The 22,380-nt window shown below is 73.6% G+C and carries 18 protein-coding genes and 2 pseudogenes; 13 read left to right on the top strand and 7 right to left on the bottom strand.

The features are described from left to right. Positions 1–53: 53 nt before the first annotated feature. Both ACZ60X_RS16160 and ACZ60X_RS16155 read right to left on the bottom strand, forming a co-directional pair. Positions 54–176 carry a hypothetical protein gene (locus tag ACZ60X_RS16160; protein ID WP_469598584.1) on the bottom strand — a complete coding sequence of 41 codons (123 nt, stop codon included), beginning with the start codon at positions 174–176 and terminating at the stop codon, positions 54–56. A 672-nt stretch (positions 177–848) separates the two neighbouring features. Next, entirely contained in the window at positions 849–1,649 is an 801-nt protein-coding gene (locus tag ACZ60X_RS16155) for an SAM-dependent methyltransferase (protein ID WP_469598582.1), read from the bottom strand. Positions 1,650–2,083: 434 nt separating this feature from the next. On the opposite strand from ACZ60X_RS16155, the gene ACZ60X_RS16150 reads away from it, so the two are divergent. The 4 genes from ACZ60X_RS16150 (at position 2,084) to ACZ60X_RS16135 (ending at position 6,999) form a co-directional block, all read left to right on the top strand. Next, on the top strand, positions 2,084–2,353 hold the full coding sequence (locus ACZ60X_RS16150) for a hypothetical protein (RefSeq protein ID WP_469598580.1): 270 nt from the start codon (positions 2,084–2,086) through the stop codon (positions 2,351–2,353). Positions 2,354–2,799: 446 nt separating this feature from the next. Further along, complete coding sequence (locus tag ACZ60X_RS16145; protein WP_469598578.1) at positions 2,800–3,786, top strand: aldo/keto reductase; 987 nt, start codon at positions 2,800–2,802, stop codon at positions 3,784–3,786. Between the two features lie 480 nt (positions 3,787–4,266). Then, the gene (locus tag ACZ60X_RS16140) at positions 4,267–5,238 is read left to right on the top strand and encodes a threo-3-hydroxy-L-aspartate ammonia-lyase (protein WP_469598576.1); all 972 of its coding nucleotides are present in this window, start codon (positions 4,267–4,269) and stop codon (positions 5,236–5,238) included. Positions 5,239–5,394: 156 nt separating this feature from the next. Further along, the gene (locus ACZ60X_RS16135) at positions 5,395–6,999 is read left to right on the top strand and encodes an ABC-F family ATP-binding cassette domain-containing protein (RefSeq protein WP_469598574.1); all 1,605 of its coding nucleotides are present in this window, start codon (positions 5,395–5,397) and stop codon (positions 6,997–6,999) included. 16 nt (positions 7,000–7,015) lie between these two features. Here the strand turns inward: ACZ60X_RS16135 and ACZ60X_RS16130 are convergent, their stop codons facing one another. Further along, positions 7,016–7,801, bottom strand: a complete 786-nt coding sequence (locus ACZ60X_RS16130; protein ID WP_469598571.1) for an SDR family NAD(P)-dependent oxidoreductase — start codon at positions 7,799–7,801, stop codon at positions 7,016–7,018. Between the two features lie 167 nt (positions 7,802–7,968). Here ACZ60X_RS16130 and ACZ60X_RS16125 point away from each other — a divergent pair, with 167 nt between their 5' ends. Together ACZ60X_RS16125 and ACZ60X_RS16120 are read left to right on the top strand one after the other, a co-directional pair. Next, positions 7,969–8,640, top strand: coding sequence for a TetR/AcrR family transcriptional regulator (locus tag ACZ60X_RS16125; protein WP_469598569.1), 672 nt, complete (start codon positions 7,969–7,971; stop codon positions 8,638–8,640). 101 nt (positions 8,641–8,741) lie between these two features. Further along, positions 8,742–10,193 (top strand): WGR domain-containing protein, encoded by a 1,452-nt coding sequence (locus ACZ60X_RS16120; RefSeq protein ID WP_469598567.1) that lies wholly within the window; start codon positions 8,742–8,744, stop codon positions 10,191–10,193. 200 nt (positions 10,194–10,393) lie between these two features. Here ACZ60X_RS16120 and ACZ60X_RS16115 read toward each other — a convergent pair whose 3' ends face one another. After that, complete coding sequence (locus tag ACZ60X_RS16115) at positions 10,394–11,986, bottom strand: glycerol-3-phosphate dehydrogenase/oxidase (RefSeq protein ID WP_469598565.1); 1,593 nt, start codon at positions 11,984–11,986, stop codon at positions 10,394–10,396. Beyond that, on the bottom strand, positions 11,983–12,582 hold the full coding sequence (locus ACZ60X_RS16110; RefSeq protein WP_469598562.1) for a TetR/AcrR family transcriptional regulator: 600 nt from the start codon (positions 12,580–12,582) through the stop codon (positions 11,983–11,985). The genes ACZ60X_RS16115 and ACZ60X_RS16110 overlap by 4 nt, the downstream gene beginning before the upstream one ends. Positions 12,583–12,710: 128 nt before the next feature. Here ACZ60X_RS16110 and ACZ60X_RS16105 point away from each other — a divergent pair, with 128 nt between their 5' ends. The 5 genes and pseudogenes from ACZ60X_RS16105 to ACZ60X_RS16085 all read left to right on the top strand — a co-directional run. Further along, positions 12,711–14,315, top strand: a complete 1,605-nt coding sequence (locus tag ACZ60X_RS16105; RefSeq protein WP_469598560.1) for an FAD-binding oxidoreductase — start codon at positions 12,711–12,713, stop codon at positions 14,313–14,315. Between the two features lie 279 nt (positions 14,316–14,594). Further along, a complete protein-coding gene (locus ACZ60X_RS16100; RefSeq protein WP_469598558.1) occupies positions 14,595–15,476 on the top strand; it encodes a diacylglycerol kinase family protein in 882 nt (293 codons plus the stop codon). 126 nt (positions 15,477–15,602) lie between these two features. Beyond that, a complete protein-coding gene (locus tag ACZ60X_RS16095; RefSeq protein WP_469598556.1) occupies positions 15,603–15,965 on the top strand; it encodes an NUDIX domain-containing protein in 363 nt (120 codons plus the stop codon). A 116-nt stretch (positions 15,966–16,081) separates the two neighbouring features. Beyond that, positions 16,082–16,420: pseudogene (locus ACZ60X_RS16090) on the top strand (hypothetical protein); the annotation flags it as partial. Next, positions 16,401–18,374, top strand: a pseudogene (locus ACZ60X_RS16085) (ATP-dependent Clp protease ATP-binding subunit); the annotation flags it as partial. The pseudogenes ACZ60X_RS16090 and ACZ60X_RS16085, both read left to right, overlap by 20 nt. A gap of 18 nt (positions 18,375–18,392) precedes the next feature. Here ACZ60X_RS16085 and ACZ60X_RS16080 read toward each other — a convergent pair. Next, positions 18,393–18,878: a GreA/GreB family elongation factor gene (locus ACZ60X_RS16080; RefSeq protein ID WP_469598554.1), complete on the bottom strand. Its 486-nt coding sequence runs from the start codon at positions 18,876–18,878 to the stop codon at positions 18,393–18,395. Between ACZ60X_RS16080 and ACZ60X_RS16075 the strand changes: the two genes are divergently transcribed. Together ACZ60X_RS16075 and ACZ60X_RS16070 are read left to right on the top strand one after the other, a co-directional pair. Then, positions 18,877–19,065 (top strand): hypothetical protein, encoded by a 189-nt coding sequence (locus ACZ60X_RS16075; protein WP_469598552.1) that lies wholly within the window; start codon positions 18,877–18,879, stop codon positions 19,063–19,065. The genes ACZ60X_RS16080 and ACZ60X_RS16075 overlap by 2 nt on opposite strands. A gap of 78 nt (positions 19,066–19,143) precedes the next feature. Continuing rightward, complete coding sequence (locus ACZ60X_RS16070) at positions 19,144–20,607, top strand: phytoene desaturase family protein (protein WP_469598550.1); 1,464 nt, start codon at positions 19,144–19,146, stop codon at positions 20,605–20,607. Positions 20,608–20,825: 218 nt separating this feature from the next. Here the strand turns inward: ACZ60X_RS16070 and ACZ60X_RS16065 are convergent, their stop codons facing one another. Next, positions 20,826–21,575, bottom strand: coding sequence for an SDR family oxidoreductase (locus ACZ60X_RS16065; protein ID WP_469598548.1), 750 nt, complete (start codon positions 21,573–21,575; stop codon positions 20,826–20,828). Positions 21,576–22,380: the final 805 nt, after the last annotated feature.

Here is a 22,380-nt window from a genome sequence, read left to right as displayed (position 1 = left end):
TGGCCGGTGGGTGCGCGGTGAGCAGTACGGGCCGTAGTGGAAGGGTCCGGCCCTCACCGCATCCGGACCCCCGTCGCCTCGTCCAGGACGCGCTCGGGGCGCCGGCCGCGCAGGAGGGCCGCGCAGGTCTCCGCGCCGAGCAGCCGACGGCCCCGGCGCACGCCGCTGGTGCGCACGGCCTCGGCGGCGGCCGCCTCGCCGAAGGGACCGCCACGCGGGCGCCGGGGCAGCGAGGGCAGGGGGGGCGAGCGAGGGCACCTGGACCAGGCGGACGCCGGGCGAGCCGCCAAGCACGGCGTTCAGCCCGAGCTGCTCGGTGGTCGCGGGGCGCGGGAAGCCCGCGAAGGTGACGCCGCCGTGCCGGGACAGGATCTCCGCGAGTCGGAGGTGACCGGCGTGACCGGGACGGTCCGTCCGCCGCCCGGGGCCCGGTCGGGGGCGGCGCGCGTGGCGCAGAGCAGCCCGAGCAGGGCATCCCAGCCCCGGTCGAAGGCACCGCCCGCGGCGCGGTGCGGCTCCCCGGGCGGCGTACGACGATGGCGTCCCGGCCGCCTCCGGCGAACTCCGGCAGATGGTCCCGCACTCGGTCGTACGGGCTGGGCGCCCCCGGCTCTCAGAGGCGGGTGAAGGTGAGGGCCGTCGGCGGCGCGGATGCCGAGATGCACGGGGCGACCGGGCGGCTGTGGGCGCGGCCGCCCGGGGCGATGCCTCGTCGTGTGCGAGGTCGGGGCCGTCTGGCTGTGCAGCCGGGCCGGCACCTGTACGCCCGCCCGCGTCCGGCCCTGATGGCTTCCTCGGCGACGGTCCGGGCATCTCGCAGGGCTCGCGCCTGCGCCGGAGGCGGCGGATCAGACGGTCTTCCGGGCCACCGCGCCGTAGAAGCCGATCGTCTCGGAGCCGGCCGGCGGGGTGGCGTCCGGACGCCAGAACGGCACCTGGGTCAGGCCGGGTTCGATCAGTTCGAAGCCTTCGAAGAACCGCTCGACCCGGTCACGGGAGCGCAGGTTCATCGTGGCGGTCGCGTTGTTGTAGACGGCCTCGGCCTCGCTGCGGTCGTCGGCGAAGTCGCCCGTGGCGTGCGAGAGGATCAGGAAGCTGCCGGCCGGGAGCGCGTCCCGCAGGGTGGCCACGATCCGCTCCGGTTCGTCCGCGTCGCGGATGAAGTGGAGGATGGCGACGAGGCACAGCGCGACGGGCTGTCCGAAGTCGATGATCCGGCGGACCTCCGGGTGCTCGACGATGGCCCGCGGATCGCGGAGATCGGCCAGCACGATGCCGGTCGTGCCGCCCCGGCTCAGCAACGCGTCGGCGTGCGCCTTCACGATCGGATCGTTGTCGACGTAGGCGACGCGCACGTCCGCAGCCAGCTCCTGGGCGACCTCGTGCACGTTCGGCGAGGTGGGCAGCCCGGTGCCGATGTCGAGGATCTGGCGGACGCCGCTGTCGACGACGTGCCGCACCGCGCGGTGCAGAAAGGCCCGGTTGGCCCGGACGGAGATCCACACCTCGGGCGCCGCCGCGGCCAGCTGGTCGGCCGCCCGCTGGTCCACCTCGTAGTTGTCCTTGCCGCCCAGGAGGTAGTCGTAGATCCGCGCGGGATGCGGCTTGCTGGTGTCGATGTGCACGGCCTGGCCGCCGTCCTGAGTCACGCTGGCTCCTCTCCCCGACCGTCACGGCCTCGTTCCCGTAAACGGTTGGCCAAAGCTTCCCATATCAACTACCGCGCGTGTGACCGAGGTTCCGGGGACGCCGGTTCGGGATCGCGGTGGGGGACAGGAGCCGGCCGCGACGGAAGGCGGCGAATGCGCCGACGGCCGGCCGGTCAGGCCGCGGCGGGGTGGAGGGGCGGGGAACTACCCGAGCGCATGGATTCACCGTTCCCCGCCCCCGGTGGTCGGCCCGCCTCGTCACGTCGTCACGGACACGGAGGGGCGACTCGGCGACCGGTCGGACGAAGCATCGACTCACCGATCTTGTTCCGACCCTCCGCCGCCGGCCGCGCGAGGGCCAGCCGAGGCGGGCCGGCCGGGTGACGCGGCCCGGCGCGGAGCGGGCGGCTCAGGCGCGGCTCAGCGTGAGACCGGTGGCTCCGGCGCGGCTCCATGCGGGGCGGGCGTATCCGGGCGCGGACATGACCGCGGCCGTGCACGCCCCCACCTCCACCCCGCACGACGTCGCCGCCCTTGCCCTCGACGGCGTCGAGACCGGCGCGTACGAGGTCCTGGCCGACGACATCAGCCGGAACGTCAAGGCGGGGCTCTCCGGCGATCCGGCCGCGCCGTACCCGCGACTGGCCGCCTGCCGGAAGCGCGCCGACGGGCCGGCGGTACGCCGCTCCGCCCACGGTGGATAGCTCCCTGCGCCACGGCGGAACGCTCCCGTCCCGGGGCGGAACGGCGCCCGCCCCACGGGGGAGACCCGGGCCGGCCGGCGGATGAACGGCGGTCGGCCCTACCCCCGTCCCCGGCCGCACCGCGCAGGTCACGCGACCTGTTCGAGGCGTGTCCCGCGCGGGTCACGCGACCTGCTCGGCCGGCACCCCCGTGTCCGAACCGCGCCGCGCGGCGGGGGCCGGAGCGTACGGGAGGCCGATCGCGCGTCACTGCCCGGCGCACGGCCGTCGTCGTCACCCACCGGCTGGGCGGGCGGCCCCGGGGGCGCGGTCGTACGCCGCCTTCGTGCCGACGGCGGCAGGAATGTCGATACGATCATGGTCGTACTGATGGAGCAGGCCCGCCCCGTCCTCGGACACGTGCCGCGGCGCGTCGGCGGGACCATGCCGACGAGGGGACGGGAACCATGGAGTACGTCAAGCTCGGCACGAGCGGCCTGGAGGTCTCGCGGCTGGCGCTGGGTTGTATGAGCTACGGCGTTCCCGACCGGGGTCCGCACCCGTGGACCCTGTCCGAGGAGGACGCCCGACCGTTCATCCGGCAGGCCCTCGACGCCGGGATCACCTTCTTCGACACCGCCAACAGCTACTCGGCCGGGACCAGCGAGGAGATCATCGGCAGGGCGCTGGGGGAGATGGCCCGGCGTGAGGACATCGTGATCGCCACCAAGGTGTTCTTCTCGGTGGAGGACGGTGCGGCGCGCAGCGAGCGGCCCAACCGTTCGGGGCTGTCCCGCAAGGCGATCATGACCGAGATCGACCACAGCCTGCGCCGCCTCGGCACCGACTACGTCGACCTCTACCAGATCCACCGCTTCGACCCCCGCACCCCGGTCGAGGAGACGATGGAAGCGCTGCACGACGTGGTCCGGGCGGGCAAGGCCCGCTACATCGGGGCGAGTTCGATGTACGCCTGGCAGTTCGCCAAGCTCCAGCACACCGCCGAGCGGCACGGCTGGACGAAGTTCGTCAGCATGCAGAACCACTACAACCTCCTCTACCGCGAGGAGGAGCGCGAGATGCTGCCGCTCTGCGCCGACCAGGGCGTCGGTGTGATCCCGTGGAGCCCGCTCGCCCGCGGCCGCCTCACCCGTGACTGGGACGCCGCCAGTTCGCGCAGCACGACCGACGCCGTCCTGCGCAACCTCTACCAGCCCGACGACAAGCACATCGTCGAGACCGTCGCGGCGATCGCCGAGCGCCGCGGCGTCCCGCGCGCCCAGGTGGCCCTGGCCTGGGTCGCCTCCCGGCCGGGTGTCACCGCGCCCATCGTCGGCGCCACCAAGCCCCACCACCTCGACGACGCCCTCGCCGCGCTCGACCTCCGGCTGACGGACGAAGAGGTGCGGCAACTGGAGGAGCCGTACACGCCGCGCGGCATCAGCGGCCACTGAGTCCGGACGCACGTCCCTGCGACGCGCTCTGCGTACCGCCCGCCCGCACGTCCGTCCGTCCAACTCCCTGGACGGACGGACGTCACCGTTCCTAGACTCCTCGTACAAGCCCGGAAGGCCTCCCACGGAGTGGGGGCTCGCCCGCATCGCCGACCCGCGGCCCCCCGTCCTGTCACCCTGACGCTCGCCCTGTCGGAACCTGGTCGCCACGGACGCCGCGCACGGTCACCGGCCGCTGGGGGCCCTGCGGGACCGCACGGCCCGCGAACCGCGCCGGACGGTGGAGGCGCTGTCCGCCCGGCGTGACGCCACGCCCCGGGCACTGAGCCGGGAGGACAAGAAGGCGCTCGTACGACAGCTGTTACGGAAACGGCTGGTTCGACTCGCGCGACGCCGTGCGGACCATCGCGGATCCGCCGGGCGTCCGCCGGGCCACCGTCCACCCCTACGCGAAACGAAGCCCCGGGAGAGGATCTCGCCATGACCGCCGCTTCACCCGTCACGTTCGACGACGTCCGTGCCGCCGCCGCACGCCTCGAAGGCGTCGCCCGCCGCACCCCCGTCGTCACCTCGCGCACGCTGAACTCCCTCGTCGGCGCTGAGGTGTTCATCAAGTGCGAGAACTTCCAGCGGGCCGGCGCCTTCAAGTTCCGTGGCGCCTACAACGCCGCCGCCCAACTCACCCCGGAACAACTGGCCAAGGGCATCGCCGCCTACTCCTCCGGCAACCACGCCCAGGCCACCGCCCTCGCCGCCCGCGAACTCGGCACCGGCGCCGTCGTCCTGATGCCCGAGGACGCCCCCCGCGCCAAACGCGAGGCCACCGCCGGATACGGGGCCGAGATCGTCACCTACGACCGCTACACCCAGGACCGCACCGCGCTCGGCCGTGCCCTCGCCGAAGACCGCGGCCTGGTCCTCATCCCGCCCTACGACCACCCCCATGTCATCGCCGGCCAGGGCACGGCGGCTCTCGAACTCCTTGACGAGACCGGCCCGTTGGACGCGATCGTCGTGCCGGTCGGCGGCGGCGGACTCATCGCCGGCAGCGCCACCGCCGCCAAGGCGCTGCACCCCGGCATCCGGGTCATCGGCGTGGAACCCGAGGCCGGCGACGACACCAAGCGTTCCCTGGAGAGCGGCACCCGCGTCACGCTCCCCGTGCCCCGCACCATCGCCGACGGCCAGGCCCTGCCCACGCCCGGCGAGATCACGTTGCCGATCAACCAGCGCCTCGTCGACGGCGTCTGCCTCGTCAGCGACGCGGAGATCGTCACCGCCATGCGGTTCGCCTTCGAGCGCCTGAAGATCGTCCTGGAACCCAGCGGCGCCACCGGACTGGCCGCACTGCTGGCGGGCCGTCCCGCCCCTCTCCCGTCCCGCATCGGCGTCATCGCCTCCGGCGGCAACATCGACACCGAGCGGTTCATCGAGATCCTCGGCGCCGCCTGACGGCGCGCCGGGTGACGGTCGCGCCGGGTGGAAAAGGACATGCGCCGGCCGGCGTACCCCGGTTACCGTGACCGCATGTCCACGCCCCGAATCTCCTAGCTGAGGACCCGCTTCCACGCCAGAAGTGTGTCCTCTTGCTATTTCGGAGCGTTACCCATGATCACCGTACGCGATGTCGAGCTGCGCGCCGGCGCCCGCCTGCTGCTCTCCGCGGTCTCCTTCACCGTCTCCCCCGGAGACCGGATCGGCCTGGTCGGCCGCAACGGCACGGGCAAGACCACCCTGATGACCGCGCTCGCCGGCCAGGCGCGGCCCGCCGCCGGCACGATCACGCACACCGGGACGGTCGGCTTCCTCGCCCAGGACTCCCGGGCCGCCGATCCCGCCATGACGGTCACCGACCGGATCCTGTCCGCCCGCGGACTCGACACCGCGCTGCGCGAACTGCGCCTGGCCGAGGCGGCGATGGCCGACACCGCCCGTCCCGCGGCCCTGGAGCGGGCCATGAACGCCTACACCCGCGCCGACGCCGCCTTCCAGGCCGGCGGCGGGTACGCGGCCGAAGCCGAGGCCGCCCGGGTGGCGGCAGGACTGGGCCTGCCCGAACGGCTGTTGGGCGTACCGGTGGGCTCGCTGTCCGGCGGCCAGAAGCGGCGCGTGGAACTGGCCCGCATCCTGTTCGGCGGCGCGGACGGCACCCTGCTGCTGGACGAGCCGACCAACCACCTCGACGCCGACTCGCTCGCCTGGCTGCGCGCGTTCCTCCAGGGACACCAGGGCGGACTCGTGGTCATCAGCCATGACACCGCCCTGCTCACCGACGTCGTCAACCGCGTCTTCCACCTCGACCCCACGCGCGCGACGATCGACATCCACAACACCGGCTGGAGTACGTACACGACCCGGCGGGAGACGGACGAGCGGCGCCGCACCCGGGAGCGGGCCAGCGCCGAACGCAAGGCGGCCGCCCTGCACGAGCAGGCCGACCGGATGAAGGCCCGCTCCGCCACCGCCACCCTGGCCCGGAGCATGGCCCGCCGCGCGGACCGGATGCTGGCCGAACTGGAACCGGTCCGGCGCACCGAGAAGACCGCGCGGATCCGGCTGCCCGAACCCGCGCCCTGCGGCCGGACCCCGCTCGGCGCGATCAGCCTCGCCAAGTCCTACGGCGGCCACCGGGTCCTCGACGGGGTCGACCTGGCCGTCGACCGCGGTAGCCGACTGGTCGTGCTCGGACTCAACGGCGCGGGCAAGACCACCCTGCTGCGCCTCCTCGCCGGAGCCGAACGGCCGGATGCTGGACGGGTGGTGCGCGGACCCGGGCTGCGCCTCGGCTACTTCGCCCAGGAACACGACACGCTCGACGCCGGGCGCACGGTCCTGCAGAACCTGACCGCTGCCGCGCCGCACTTGGACACGGGCGAGGCGCGACGGGTGCTGGGCGCGTTCCTGTTCACCGGAGACGACGCCGACAAACCCGCCGGTGTGCTCTCCGGCGGGGAGCGGACCCGGCTGGCGCTGGCCGGGCTCGTCCACTCCGGGGCCAACGTCCTGCTGCTGGACGAGCCGACCAACCACCTCGACCCGGCTTCCCGCGCGGAGGTGCTGGCCGCCGTCGGGTCGTATCCCGGCGCGATCGTGATGGTCACCCACGACGAAGGTGCCCTCGACGCCCTGCGCCCGGACCGTGTCCTGCTCCTGCCGGACGCGGCCGAGGACCTGTGGGGCGAGGACTACCGCGACCTGGTCGCCCTCGCCTGACGCCTGCGGGCGGCGCTCAGAAGTGGGTGCCGCCGTCGACGCGGATCTCGGTGCCGGTGACGAACCTGCCGTCCTCGCAGGCCAGCATCGCCACGACCGAGGCCACCGTCTCGGGACCGGCGAAGCCCTGTCCGATCGCGGGCGACAGCTTCGCGAACAGGGTCATGTCGGCGTCCGCGGGCAGCCCCGGACCGGCGCTCTGTCCGCCGGCGCCACTGCCGTCGGTCATGCCCGAGGAGATGGAGCCGGGCTGGACGGCGGTGAAGCGGATGCCCCGGCGCGCGTACTCGGCGGCGAGGGCGTGGGTCATGGCCTGGATCCCGCCCTTGCTCGCCGCGTACGCCGCCATGTACGGGTGCGCGAACGCGGCCGAGGTGGAGCTGAAGTTGACGACCGCCGCGTCCCGGCCCGCCAGCAGCGCCGGTATCGCCTCGCGGGTGACGAGGAAGGTGCCGACGAGGTTGACCTGGAGGATGCGGGTGAAGTCCGCGAGGCTCGTCTCGTGGGTGTGCGAGGAGCGCAGGATCCCTGCCGCGTTGACCAGCACGTCCAGGCCGCCGAGGGCGCGGACCGCGGCGGCGACGCCCGCGCGCACGGAGGCCTCGTCGGCGATGTCGACGACGAGTGTGGTGAGGCGGTCCGCGTGCGCCCCCGCCTTCGCCGCGGTGTCCCGCAGGCCCCGCTCGCTCACATCGGCGGCCACGACGGTGGCGCCCTCGGCGAGGAGGCGCAGGACGGTGGCCTGGCCGATGCCGGAGCCGCCGCCGGTGATCAGGGCGCGGCGGCCTTCGTAGCGGTTCATCTCGTGTCTTCTCCTGCCCGCCCCGCCCGGTGCGCGGCGGGGCCCCTCGCGACGCCGGATCTCTTGCCCGCCGACGTCCTCACGCGCTTCACGTTACGCCTAGGTGGCACGTTTTGCCACTGCGCCAATACATGCCATAGAGCGGTGCCGGGCCGTACTCTTCTGGGGTGAGCACCAAGCCGACCGGGGCGAGCGCCACGCCGTCCGCGTCCCTGAACGAGCGCCGCAAGGCGGCCACCCAGCTGGAGATCGCGCACGCGGCGGCCGACCTCTTCGCCGCGCGGGGCCCGCACGCGACGACCGCCGAGGAGATCGCCCGGCACGCGGGGGTCGCGCTGCGGACCTTCTACCGCTACTTCCGCTCCAAGCAGGACGCGGTCAGCCCGCTCCTCGCCGCCGGAGCCGACCGCTGGCGGGCACTGCTGGAGGCGGCAGAGCCGGGCACCGGCGTGTCCCAGGCACTGGAGACCGCGGTGGAGCAGTCCCTGGCGGCGCCCGACGAGGAGGCCGCGCGGGCGCTGCTGCGCACCCGGGGCCTGCTGCGGGCGGCCGCCGACGATCCCGCGCTGCGCGCGGTCTGGTACCGCGTCAACCAGGAGTCCGAGGAACGCCTTGTGCCCGTCGTCGCCCGCCTCGCGGACGGGCCGGACGGGCCGGACGGGCAGGTGGACGAGGTGCGGGTGCGCCTGATCGCCGCCGCCGCCACGGACGCCATCCGCATCGCCCTGGAGACCTGGGCCGGCACGGAGGCCGGAGTCACCGGCGAGGGCTCCCCGGCCGCCCTCGCACTGCACTGCCTGCGCCAGCTCATGGGCGGGATGGGCCCGGCCGGCCGATGACGGACCGTACCGCACCGGCCCGTTGTCAGTGGCCGCCTCTACGGTGTGATCAGTGAGGACCTGCTGGAACGGCCGCGGGTCCGTCCTGGGAGGGGTCTGCCATGTCCACGGCGTCCGCGGTGTCGACGACGTATCTGGAGCTGTCGCAGGAGGGCGGCGGTGCGCACAAGTTCTATGAGGTGACCGTCGACGGCCTGGTGGTGACGGTGCGGTACGGCAGGATCGGCGCGGCCGGGCAGATCCAGACCACGACGTTCCCGACCGCCGACAAGGCCAGGGCGGCCGCCGCGAAGAAGGTGGGGGAGAAGGTCCGCAAGGGATACGCCCCCGCCGTCCAGGGACAGCGCGCCCCGCGCGCGGTGACCCGCCGTCAGGTCAGCTCCGCGCCGTCGACCGCCCGCGCGGTGGCTCCCGTGCTGTGGCGCTTCCGCACCGGCTCGTCCGCCTTCGGCATCCACGTCGACGACGACCGCTGCTGGGTGGGCAACCAGGCGGGCGACGTCTACACCCTGGACCACGAGGGCGCCGTCCTGGCCCGGTTCGGCCTGCCGGACGGGGTGAAGTGCCTGGTCGCCGACGACTTCTGGATCTACGCGGGCTGCGACGACGGCAAGGTCTACGACCTGTCCTCCAAGCTGCCGTTCGCCGCGTACGACATCGCCGCCGACGTCGACATCTTCTGGCTGGACATCCACGAGGGCGTCCTGAACGTCTCCGACCGCGCGGGCCGGCTCACCGTCATCGACCACGAGGACGAACACCAGTGGTCCCGCCGCAGCCAGGGCGAACACGCCTGGATGGTCCGCGCCGACGACCGGGCCGTCTACCACGGCCACCACCGGGGCGTCACCGCCTACGCGCCCGACGGCGGCGGCGAGTTGTGGCACACCGAGACCCGGGGGAGCGTGCTGTTCGGCTGGCAGGAGGACGACGCCGTCTACGCGGGCACCGGGCACCGCGTGGTCCAGCGCCTGTCCAAGGCGACCGGCGGGATCGAGGCGACGTACGCCTGCGACGGCGCGGTCTACTCGTGCGCCACCTCGCCGGGCGGCCGGTTCGTCTTCGCCGGGGACGCCTCCTCCTCGGTCTACTGCTTCGACCGGCACGGCACCCGCCTGTGGAAGCTCGGCACGGGCGGGGGCTCGGCACTGTCGATGCAGTACCGCGACGAGCGGCTGTACCTGGTGACCACCGACGGTTCCCTGGTGTGCGTCGACGCGAGCGAGGCGGCCATCGCCGCGGCCCAGCAGGGCACGGTGCCGGTGGCACGGGACATCAAGCTCGCCGCTGCCCTGCCGACCTACCAGCCCGCCACCGCGGTGGCCGCGGTCTCCACCGTCGACCGGGCTCCCGCCGGATCCGTCGTCGTCGAGTGCGTCCAGGAGGGCGGCCGGATGCGGGTGCACGTGGTGTCCGAGGGCTACGACACTTCCTGGAACGTCCAGTTCCCGCGCGCGATACGGCAGCCGGGCGCCCGCTACGTCGTGGACGCCCTGCACCCGGCGGCCGGCGGTTTCTACCGCGTCCGCGGTGACATCCGCCGCCTGCTGTGACCCCCCGACGGCCTGCCGGCGAGCGGCGGTTCAGGGCCGTACGCCACCCTGTCCGCTCCGGCCGGGGGTTCGCGTCCCGCGCGGGGCGGCCCGCGCCGCCCGGGCCGCCGTGAGCAGGCCGGTGCTCTCGTCCGTGCGGCGCGTCCCGGCGTCCCGTCCGTGCGGCGCCCCCTGCCCGGTGCGGGGCTCCGGCCGGTAGCTCAGGAGTGTACGGCCTCCTCCCGCGCCAGCGACTCCCGCGCCGCACCGAGCGCTTCGGCGCGGTCCTCGGGGACCAGGCCGATGCGGGTGCGGCGGTCCAGCAGGTCGGACTCGTCCAGGGCGCACTCGTGCCGGACCGCCCACAGCAGTTCGGCGCGGGTGACCGGATGGCCGGGCAGCACGGGCTCGGCCAGCGCCGGGTCCTGTGCCGCGAGGGCGTGCACGGCCTCGGCCTCGGTGCCGTAGCGGCGGACCAGCCGGGGTGGCGCGGCCAGGGCACGGAGCCGGGCCGGTGGCGCGGCACCGATCAGGGGCAGTCCGGCGGTGCGGGAGGGGGCGGCCGGGAGGCGCCGGGCGGCGATCGCGGCGTCCACGGCGTCCTGCGCCATCCGCCGGTAGGTGGTGAGCTTGCCGCCGACGACCGTCGTGATCCCGTCGGGGGACGTCAGCACCGCGTGCCGGCGGGAGATGTCGGAGGTGCGGGCCGGCACGCCGTCCTGGCCGTCCTGGCCGTCCTGGCCGGACGTGTCCAGCAGGGGACGGAGCCCGGCGAACGCGCCGACGACCTCGTCCCGGGTGACCGGTGCGGCCAGGGCCGAGCCGAGGACGTCCAGGAGGAAGCCGATGTCCGTCTCGGGTACCTCCGGGACGTCCGGGACGTCGCCCTCGACCGGCTCGTCGGTGAGCCCGACGTACACCCGGCCGTCCCCCTGGGGCAGGACCAGCACGAAACGGTTGGTCTCGCCGGGGATCGGGATGTGCAGGCCGGCCGGCAGCGCGCCGAGCCGCTCCGAGCGCAGGACGAGGTGGGTACCGCGGGACGGCCGGATCCGGACGCCCTCGACGAGGTCGCCCGACCACACGCCGCTCGCGTTGATGACGGCGCGGGCCCTGATCTCGCCCTCGTCTCCGGTGAGTTCGTCGCGGATCCGGGCCCCCGTCCCGGTCAGTTCCAGGGCCCGGACCCGGGTCAGCACCCGTGCCCCGTGCGCGGCGGCCGTCCGCGCCAGGGCGGTGACCAGCCGGGCGTCGTCGGTCACCTTGCCGTCCCAGGACAGCAGTCCGCCGCGCAGCCCGGCCGGGCGGACCGAGGGCGCGAGGTGCCGGGCCTCCGTCGCGGTGAGCCGGCGCGGTGCGGGCAGGACCCGCCGCGGGGTGCGGGCGGCCAGCCGCAGCACGTCCCCCGCGCGCAGCCCGGCCCACGCCAACGATGCCTGCGCGTGGGAGACGAGCGGGGTCAGCGGCAGGACGAACGGCTGGGCGGTGACCAGATGCGGCGCCGTGCGCGTCATCAGCACGCCGCGCTCGACGGCGCTCTCGTGTGCGACATCGAACTGCGCGGAGGCCAGGTAGCGCAGCCCGCCGTGGATGAGCTTCGAACTCCAGCGGGACGTGCCGAAGGCGAGGTCGTGGGCGTCCACGGCGACCACGTCCAGCCCCCGCGCCGCCGCGTCCAGCGCGACTCCGGCACCGGTGGCACCGAGCCCGACGACCAGGACGTCCACCACCCTGCCGTCCGCGGCCTCGGCCCGTTCCCGGGCGCGCCGCTGTGCGCTGAGCGACGAGCCGATGCCGGTCCTGGTGTGGCTCATGGCGTGAGGGTCCTCTCCAGGAGGGTGCGCAACTCGCCGAGGAACGCTGCGGAGTCCAGCTCCGGATCGTCCTCCTCGGTCATCGTGCGCAGGGACAGGGTGAAGGACTGCACCGTCAACAGCAGCGCACGGGCCTGCCGTTGGACATGGCCGGGGCGCACCGAGCCGTCCGTGTGGCCCTCGCGCAGGGCGTCGGCCAGCAGCGCCAGCAGCGCCTCCTGGCTCGCTCCGCGCCGGTCGAGGACATACGGCAGCAGCAGTTCCGGATCGACGTCGACGATCTTGCGGAAGAGCGGATGCGCCCGGAACGCCTCGACGCCCGCCACCAGTCCGGCCACGATCCGGGTGCGCGTGTCGGTGCCGCCGGTCGTCTCGGGGATGGCCCGGGTGGCCACGTCGATCCATTCGCGGGTCATCAGGTCGCCGACCAGCGTCCGCAGATCGGGCCAGCGCCGGTAGAGCGTCATCCGCGAGACGCCGGCGCGGCGGGCCACGTCGGCGAGGGTGGTGCGGCGCACCCCGACGGCCAGCACGCAGTCGCGCACCGCGTCGAGCACATGATCATTGTCCGAACCGTTGTGACGAATAGGCGTCATGTGTCACAGTGTAACGCCCTGGGGGTCCGGCAGCGGAAGCCCTGTCGGCAACGGCGACCGTGCCGCCGCGCGAACCGAGCACATCGAGCACCGAACCGAGCACGACGACCTGTGAGGACGACCGTTCAATGGACATGCTGTGGAACGGCTGGGGCGACCCGGCCAAGGCGGCACCCCTGCCCGACTCGGTGACCGGCCTGCTGCGCGACCTGCTCGGGGTCAAGCCCCGCACCACACCCGCGCCGGCCCTGGACGACCTCCGCGTGCCCGCCGGCACGGCCTCACCGGCCGCGCTCACCGCGCTCGCCGAGGCCGTCGGAGGGGAGGAACACGTCCGCACCGACGGCGAGAGCCGCATCCGGCACACCCGCGGCAAGTCCACCCCTGACCTGCTGCGCATCCGCGCCGGAGACGTCACGGACGTCCCGCAGGCCGTCGTGCTCCCCGGCTCCCACGACGAGGTCCTCGCCGTCCTGCGCGCCTGCGCCGCGCACGGCCTCGCCGTCGTGCCCTTCGGTGGCGGCACCTCGGTCGTCGGCGGACTCGCCCCGCAGCGCAGCGCGTTCATCGCCCTGGACCTGCGCCGGATGAACGGTCTGCTCGACCTCGACCCCGTCTCGCGCACCGCCGTCCTCCAGCCCGGCCTGCGCGCCCCCGAGGCCGAGGCGCTGCTCGCCGGGCACGGCTTCACACTCGGGCACTTCCCGCAGTCCTTCGAGTGGGCCACCATCGGCGGCTTCGCCGCGGCCCGCTCCAGCGGCCAGGCGTCCGCCGGGTACGGCCGCTTCGACGAGATGGTCCTCGGCCTGACCCTCGCCACGCCCGAGGGCACCATCGAGACCGGCCGCGCCCCGCGCTCCGCCGCCGGACCCGACCTGCGCCAGCTGATCCTCGGCTCCGAGGGCGCCTTCGGCGTCATCACCTCCGTCACCGTCCGGATCCGCCCGCTGCCCGAGGCGCGCCTCTACGAGGGCTGGCGGTTCGCCTCCTTCGAGGAGGGCGCCGTAGCCCTGCGCAGGCTCGCCCAGGACGGGCCCCGGCCGACCGTCCTGCGCCTGTCCGACGAGACCGAGACCCTCATCGGCCTCGCCCAACCCGACGCCATCGGCGGAGACCTGAGCCAGAGCGCGGCCGGCTGCCTCGCCATCACCGGCTACGAGGGGACCGCCGAGGACACCGCGCGGCGGCGGGAGCGGGCGGCCGCTGTCCTGACCGCCTGCGGCGGCACCCTCGTCGGCGCGGAACCGGGCGAGCGCTGGGCACACGGACGTTTCTCCGCGCCGTATCTGCGCGACGCGCTGCTCGACGTCGGCGCCTTCGCGGAGACCCTGGAGACCGCGGCCTTCTGGTCCCGTGTCCCCGGCCTCTACGCCGCGGTCCGCACCGCGCTCACCGACACCCTCACCGAGGCCGGCACCCCGCCCCTGGTGATGTGCCACATCTCCCATGTGTACGAGAACGGCGCCTCGCTGTACTTCACGGTGGTCAGCGCCCAGGGCGAGGACCCGGTGGCCCACTGGGAGCCCGCCAAGCGCGCGGCCAACGAGGCCGTCCTCGCCGCGGGCGGCACGATCTCCCACCATCACGGCGTCGGCACCGACCACCGCGACTGGTACGTCCGTGAGGCCGGTCCCCTCGGCGTCTCCGCCCTGCGCGCCGTCAAGCGACGACTCGACCCCGAGGGCCTGCTCAACCCCGGTGTCCTGCTGCCCAACCACGGCCTGACGGAGTGACGGAGTGCGCAGCGGCCGAGTAACCAGCTGGCGACCTGACCGGCTGACCGGCTGACCGGCTGACCGGTCGGCCGATGGGCGGGGCCGCTCCGTCGGCCGCATCTGCCCCCTGACGCCTCGCCTCACCAGTCGGGCCTGCCCCCCCAGGTCTGATGCACTCTCCGGACGGACCCAGCCCCGCCGGATGCGTCCAAGCCGCTGCCCAGTTCACCACCTGCCCGACCCCCCCGCCCCCCCAGCGCGATCCGCCGCTGCCCTCACCGCCCCGGAGGCACACCGATGCGACAGTTCACCGCCGTCGTCAACCCCGCCGCGGGAGGCTCCACCAGGGCGGCGGCCCTGCTCCGCCTGGCCCGGCTGCTGCGTGAGGGCGGGGCAGAGCTGGAGACGGAGTACAGCCACAGCCTCTCCCACGCCCAGGACATCGCCCGCCGGGCCGGGGAACGCGGCCGGATCGTCCTGGCAGTCGGCGGGGACGGCATCGCCGGCGGCATCGGCGGCGCACTGAGCGGCACCGGGGCCGTCCTGGGGCTGGTTCCCGCGGGACGCGGCAACGACTTCGCCCGCGCGCTGGACCTGCCCTCCGACCCGGCAGCCCTCGCCGCCCTCCTGCTGAACGCAGACCCCCGGCCCGTCGACACCATCGAGGTGGAGTCGGCCGGCCATGAGCGCACAGTGGTCCTCGGCAGCGTGTACGCCGGAGTCGACGCCGTGGCCAACCGCTACGCCAACCACGCCCGACTGCTGCGCGGCGCGGCCTCCTACTACGCGGGCGGCCTGCGCGCCGTCACCACCTGGCGCACGGCCGACTACCGCGTCACCGTCGACGGCGAGGACCACACCCACCGCGGCTACACCGTCGTCGCCGCCAACTCCCCCTACTACGGCTCCGGCCGGCTCATCGCCCCCGGTGCCCGCGTCGACGACGGCCTGCTCGACGTCGTCATGATCCGCGAGGCACCCCGCCGGCTGTTCTTCGCCCTCATGAACGAGTTGAAGACCGGCGGTCATGTGCACCGCCCCGAGGTGCGCGTCCTGCGCGGCCGGGAACTGCGCATCGAGGCGAGCCGGCCCGTCTACTACGGCGCCGACGGCGAGGTGGAGGCTACCGTGCCCGTGACGGTGCGGGTCCGGCCCGGGGACCTGCCCGTGCTGTACTGACCGGCGCCCACCGTGCGTGAGCCGTGGCGGCGGCGGAGAAGTGACCCGCCCTCGGTGCATGACCGCCCGGCCCTGGGTAGGGGAGGAGAGCCCGGCCGAGCGCGCCGGGGGAGGGGTTGGTCGGTCATGACGCTGGAGCCCGCCGACGGTGTGGTGGAGGCCGTCGTCCTGTACGACGGGCGGCTGCTGCTGGCGGAGCGGGGCGAGGGCTGGAGACTGCCGTCCGGCACTCCCGAAGAGGCCGAGCCGGCCGAGGCCACCGCGGCGCGCGTCGTCTACGAACTCACCGGCTACCTCGTCGACGGCACCGAGAGCCTGAGCACGGACGACGGAGCCACGCCCGTGGTGTGCCAACTGCTGAGCGAGTCCCCGTCCGGCGGGGCCCGCCTCGCGCCGGAGCAACTGCGCTGGGCCTCGCTCGCCGAGACCGCCGACGCGGACCTTCCGGCGGCCGTACGGGCCTACCTGGAGGGGCACACACCGGTGTGAACCGCGCCGGTCAGCGATCGTCGTCCGGGTCGGGTGCCTGCGCGAGAAAGCCCTGCCGGTCCACGATCGCCCGGTCGATCTCGCCCGTCGCGACCAGCCGGCCGGCGCCGTCGACCGACGAGCGTCCGGGCACTGTACTCGACCACGCCTTCATCAGCGCCCACACCACCGGCTTCGCCGAGTTCGCCGAGCATGTCCGCAAGACCGCCTGGAAGGACGTCCTGGCCGCGACCGGACTGAGCCGCGAGGAGATCGAGGCCGTCCACGACCGGGTGCTGCGCAGCGGAAAGATCATCGTCTGCTGGGCCATGGGACTCACCCAGCACAAGCACGGCGTCCCGACCATCCGCGAAGTCGTCAACTTCCTTCTGCTCCGCGGCAACCTCGGCCGTCCCGGCGCCGGCGTGTGCCCGGTGCGCGGGCACGGCAACGTCCAAGCCGGCCACGACCCTGGACGAGTTCGGCCGGGACCTGACGGAAGAGGCCAGGGCGGGCAGACTCGACCCGGTGGTGGGACGTGCCGAGGAGATCGAGCAGACCGTCGAGGTCCTCTCCCGCCGCTCCAAGAACAACCCCGTCCTCATCGGCGAACCCGGCGTCGGCAAGACCGCGATCGTGGAAGGGCTCGCACAGCGCATCGTGGCGGGCGAGGTCCCCGACACCCTGAAGGACAAGCGGGTCGTCGCCCTGGACCTGTCGGGCATGGTGGCGGGCGCGCAGTACCGCGGCCAGTTCGAGGAGCGGCTGAAGAAGGTCATAGAGGACGTGCAGGCCGCCAAGGGCCGGATCATCCTGTTCATCGACGAACTGCACACGGTCGTCGGCGCCGGAGCCACCGGTGAGGGCTCCATGGGCGCGGGCAACATGCTCAAGCCCGCACTCGCGCGCGGCGAACTGCACGTCGTGGGCGCCACCACCATCGACGAGTACCGCAAGTACGTCGAGAAGGACGCGGCCCTGGAGCGCCGCTTCCAGCCGGTGACGGTTCCCGAGCCCACCGTCGAGGAGACCGTGCAGATCCTCGAAGGCCTCCGCGACTCCTACGAGGCTCACCACCAGGTCCGCTTCGACGACGCGGCGCTGGCGGCGGCCGCCGAGATGTCCGACCGCTACATCACCGACCGCTTCCTGCCCGACAAGGCCATCGACGTCATGGACCAGGCCGGCGCCCGGGTGCGGCTGCGCAGCGTGGGCCGCTCCACCGAGATCGTCAGGCGCGAGGACCGGATCGCCACGCTGCGCCGGGAACTCGAACAGGCCGTCTCCGCCGAGGTCTTCGAGCGGGCCGCCGAACTGAAGCGGGAGATCGCCGAGGTGCAGGGCGAACTCGCCGGGATCGAGGAGCACCGGGAGGGCGTCGTGTCCGTCACGGCCGCCGACATCGCCGACGTCGTCTCGCGCCGCACGGGCATCCCGGTGGCCCAGCTCACCGCCGGCGAGAAGGAGAAACTCCTCAGGCTGGAGGAGGAGATGCACGCCCGGATCGTCGGCCAGGACGAGGCTGTCACGGCCGTCTCGCAGGCGGTGCGCCGCAACCGCGCGGGCATGGGCGACCCGAACCGGCCCGTCGGCTCGTTCCTCTTCCTCGGCCCCACCGGTGTCGGCAAGACCGAACTGGCCAAGACCCTCGCCGCGTTGCTGTTCGGCGAGGAGGACCGCATGATCCGCTTCGACATGAGCGAGTTCCAGGAGAAGCACACCGTCACCCGGCTCGTCGGCGCCCCGCCCGGGTACGTCGGCTACGAGGAGGCGGGCCAGCTGACCGAGAAGGTGCGCCGCCGGCCGTACAGCGTGGTGCTGTTCGACGAGGTGGAGAAGGCCCACCCCGATGTGTTCAACACCCTGCTGCAGATCCTCGACGACGGCCGGATCACCGACGGCCAGGGCCGCACCGTCGACTTCCGGCACTGCGTCGTGATCATGACGTCCAACATCGGGGCGCACCGCATCCTCGACCACAAGGGCGATGTGTCCGAGCTGAAGGACGCGCTGACGGACGAGCTGCGGACCCGTTTCCTGCCGGAGTTCCTCAAACGCATCGACGACATCATCATCTTCCACGGCCTGACCGGGGACGACCTGAGCCGGATCATGGACCACCTGCTGGACCAGAGCAAGCGCCGGGTGCACGCGCAGGGCATGGGTCTGGAGGTCACACAGTCCGCGAAGAAGCTGCTCATCGCACACGGCCACCAGCCGGAGTTCGGCGCCCGCCCGCTACGCCGCACCATCCAGGCCGAACTCGACAACCGCATCGCCACCCTGCTGCTCAGCGGCGAGGCCGGACCCGGGGACACGATCGTCGCGGACGTGGTGGACGACTCGCTGCACTGCTCGGTGCGGAGGAACGGCGACTCGGGCGACCGTGCGGATCCCGCCGGAACGGGCACCACGGTGACGCAGCGGTGACGGCCGTGGCAGGTGCCGTCAGCCGTCCTCGCGGGCCTGGTCCGCCTCGCCGATCGCCACCACCACCGCGCTCGCCGGACCGCCCGGGGTGGTGAAACGGACGGTGTCGCCGGGCCGGTGGCCGAGCAGGGCACGGCCGAGCGGGCTGTCCGACGTGACCAGGTTCTGGTCCAGCACCTCGGCGACCTCGCCCACCTCCAGCGTGTCCACCGAGCCGTCGGGGAAGCGGACGGTGACCGTACTGCCCACGCCCACAGCGTCCGTGGGCGGGGGACCGGCCGTCTCCGCCTGACGCAGCCGTACCGTGATGTCCTCGATACGGCGGTCCAGGCGGCCGAGCTGGTCGGCGCGCCGCAACTCGTCGGCCTCGTCGGCGCTGTCCCCCACCTCGCTGGTGTCCCGCACGGTACCGGCGACGAGCCGCCGTTCCTCACGCAGGTCGGCCAGTTCCTGCTCCAACGCGCGGCGTGCCGTGGCGCTGATCGGTTCCGGATCGCTGGTCATGTCCGGCTCCTCTCCGATGCGTCCGAGATGCGAGGAATCCACACAAGAAGCATATTTTTCTTATCGTATAGCGCATCACTCCCCGTTGTTCTCCCCTCAGGAGGCCGTCATGTCCTCGAAGCGACGCAGGAAGAAGAAGGCGCGCCGCGGTCACGCCGCCAACCACGGCAAGCGGCCCCAGTCCTGAGCCGGGCCCCGCCCGGTCCCACGGGTTACGATCGTTCCGGCCGTGTGATTCGACGGCGTAACCCCCTGGGGGCAGGGCATGACATCCGCGGTCGTGGTCGGCGCCGGGCCCAACGGGCTCGCCGCGGCGGCCTTTCTCGCCCGGGCCGGGCTCGACGTGACGGTCCTGGAAGCCGCGGACGAGGCCGGCGGAGGCACCCGCAGCTCCGCGGCCCTCCTGCCCGGCCTCCGCCACGACCACTGCTCGGCCGTCCACCCGGTCGCGGCCGCCTCCCCGGCCCTGCGCGCGCTCGGACTCCAGCGGCACGGGCTGCGCTGGCGGACGGCCGACGTCGACTGCGTCCACCCGCTGGACGACGGCAGCGCCGGGGTCCTGCTGCGCTCCGTGCCGGACACCGCCCGCCTCCTCGGCGCCGACGGCGACCGCTACCGGGCCCTCCTCGGCACCCCGGTACGGCACTGGGACGCCCTGGCGCGCGACGCGCTGGGACCGCTCACGCGCATGCCCGCCCATCCGCTGCTGCTCGCCCGCTTCGGCCTGCCGACCACCCTGCCCGCCACCGTCCTCGCCCGGCTCTTCCGCACACCGCGGGCACGGGCCCTGTGGGCCGGAGTCGCGGCACACGCCATGCGGCCGCTGTCCCGCCCGTTCACCTCGGCCGTCGGACTCGGCATCCTCACCGCGGGCCACGATGCCGGCTGGGCCGTGGCCGAAGGTGGCTCGCGGTCCATCACGCTCGCCATGGAACGCGTGCTGCGCCGGCACGGCGGCACCGTCCACACCGGTGTCCGCGTCACCGACCACCGGCAGCTCCCGGCCGCCGACGTCACCCTCCTCGACCTCGACCCCGGCCAGGTCGCGGCCCTCTACGGCGACCGGCTGCCGGACCCGGTGCGCGCCGCCTATCTGCGGTTCCGCCGGGCACCCGCCGTCTTCAAGCTCGACCTGGCAGTCGAAGGCGGAGTGCCCTGGACGAACGAGCAAGCGCGCCGGGCCGTCACCGTGCACCTCGGCGGCCCGCTCGCCGAGGTGGTGCGGGCCGAGCGGGACGTGGTCGCCGGACGCATGCCCGAGCGTCCCTTCGTCCTGGTCGCCCAGCAGTACCTGGCCGACCCCTCCCGCTCGGCCGGTGACATCCACCCCGTGTACGCCTACGCCCATGTGCCGTACGGCTACGACGGCGACGCCACCGACGCGGTACTCCGCCAACTGCAGCGCTTCGCCCCCGGCGTCCGCGACCGTGTCGTGGCCCAACAGGCCACCTCGCCCGCCCGGTTCGCCGCCGCCAATGCCAACTTCACCGGCGGCGACGTCATCACCGGAGCCAAGACCACCCCTCAGCTCCTCCTGGGCGCCCGTCCGGCCCTCGACCCCTACGCCACCGGCCTGCCCGGGGTGTTCCTCTGTTCGGCGGCCACCCCGCCGGGCCCCGGCGCGCACGGCATGTGCGGAGCCCGAGCCGCCGCGTCCGCACTACGCCACCTGGGCATCCCCGTCTCCGGGCCGCCAGGCGGACACGACACCCGCACCCCGCGCCCGTAGCGTCGCCGCGTGCCTCGACAGACGCGGCCTGAGCACCGCCCGAGCCGTCTGCTTGCCCGCGTCCGCGAACGCACCGGTCAGGATTGCCTGGGCCCAGCGGCGAGCACGGCACGAAGGCCACGCCCGTCCGGCCGGGGGAGCGTTCGGCTTACGGCGCGTTCGGCGGCCCGGGGCGAGCCGGGGCGCACGGGCGGGGAGCCCCCTGCGCCCCGGCCCGCTCATGCCGCGTAGCCGCCGTCCACCGACAGCTCCGTACCGGTCATGTACACCGCCTCCGGGCCCGCGAGGTAGGCGACCGCGGACGCCACCTCCTCCGCGGTGCCGAAGCGGCCGAGGGCGGTCATGGCCGCCTGGCCGTGGGCGAAGGGCCCGTCGGCGGGGTTCATGTCGGTGTCGATCGGGCCCGGGTGGACGATGTGTGCGGTGATCCCGCGCCCGCTCAGCTCCCGTGCCAGCGCCTTCGTCAGCCCCACGACGGCCGACTTGCTCATCGCGTACAGGGTGGCGCCTGGGCCGGGCACGCGCCGGGTGACACAGCTGCCGACGGTGATGATCCGGCCGCCGGGTCCCATGAGCGCGGCAGCGGCCTGGGAGGCGAGGAACACCCCGCGGATGTTCACCGCGATCAGCCGGTCCACGTCGGCGAGCGACATGTCCTCCAGCGGCTGCATCAGCCCGAGGGCCGCGTTGTTCACCAGCACGTCCAGGCCGCCGAGCGCCTCCGCCGCACGGTGCACCGCCGCGGCTGACTCCTCCGCGTCGGCGGCATCGGCCCGCAGGGCGACCGCCCGCCGACCGAGTGCCCCGACGGCCCGTACCACCTCCTCCGCCGCCTCCTTTCCGTGCACATAGGTCACGGCCACGTCCGCGCCTTCCTGTGCCAGTCGTCGTGCCGTCGCCGCGCCGATGCCCCGGCTGCCGCCGGTGACCAGTGCCTTCTTGCCGTTCAGGTCTGCTCGTGCAGTCATGGGTCCATTTCACGGGCCTGGCGCACGGCACGCTGGCGGTGAACGGACCTCGACCTGACCGCGGGGCGCTGACCGGGACACCCATGGTCGGCCGGCAGGCGACGGGCCGGTGACGGCTCGTCAGATGAGAAAGCGCGGACGCTTCGTCCTCCCGCGAGGGTCCGTACAGGCCGTGCCGAAGGCCGCCGTCAGCAGCGCGGCCACGACCAGGGTCGCGGCTCAGCTGCCCAGGCCCAGCGGGTAGCCGGTCCACACCAGCAGGCTGCCGCGGTATCCGGGATGGCCTATGAGGCGGTACGGACCCTCCTGGTCCACCCGTTGATCGTCGACCGGGTGCGGGTGTAGTACTGCTCCAGAGTGCGCATGCCCCAGGCTCGCAGCGCCAGCCCGCCGGCCAGGGCCGCGCCCCCGAACCAGTGCACGCAGACGGGTAGTTGATCCGACGATGCCCAGTAAGGCGGACCACACTCGGAAGAGCCATCGCGTACGCTCCTCACCTTCGGCGATGTCACCATCCACGGTCGCCGACCGGTCCGTCGGCCGCACGCGCCCACGGGTGGAACAAGGGTGGAACGCGGGTGGAAAGCCTCTCCACCCCCCGGGTGACTGGGGTCCGGCGCGGCCGGAGCCACGAGTCGGAACTATTAGTCGTTCGGTATGAATTACCGTCGGGGAATCATTTCTTCATGATGACGGCCGTTAATGTGGACGAGCGAGGGTAGACGACGGAAAGCCGAATTCCTCCCACGCTCAAAAAAGTCGTGCGGAGGAAGAGAAATAAGGCTGCGAGGCAGTCGGCTGACAA

This window comes from Streptomyces sp. NPDC104106, assembly GCF_055584345.1.
This window is presented reverse-complemented; position numbering and strand designations above follow the sequence as displayed.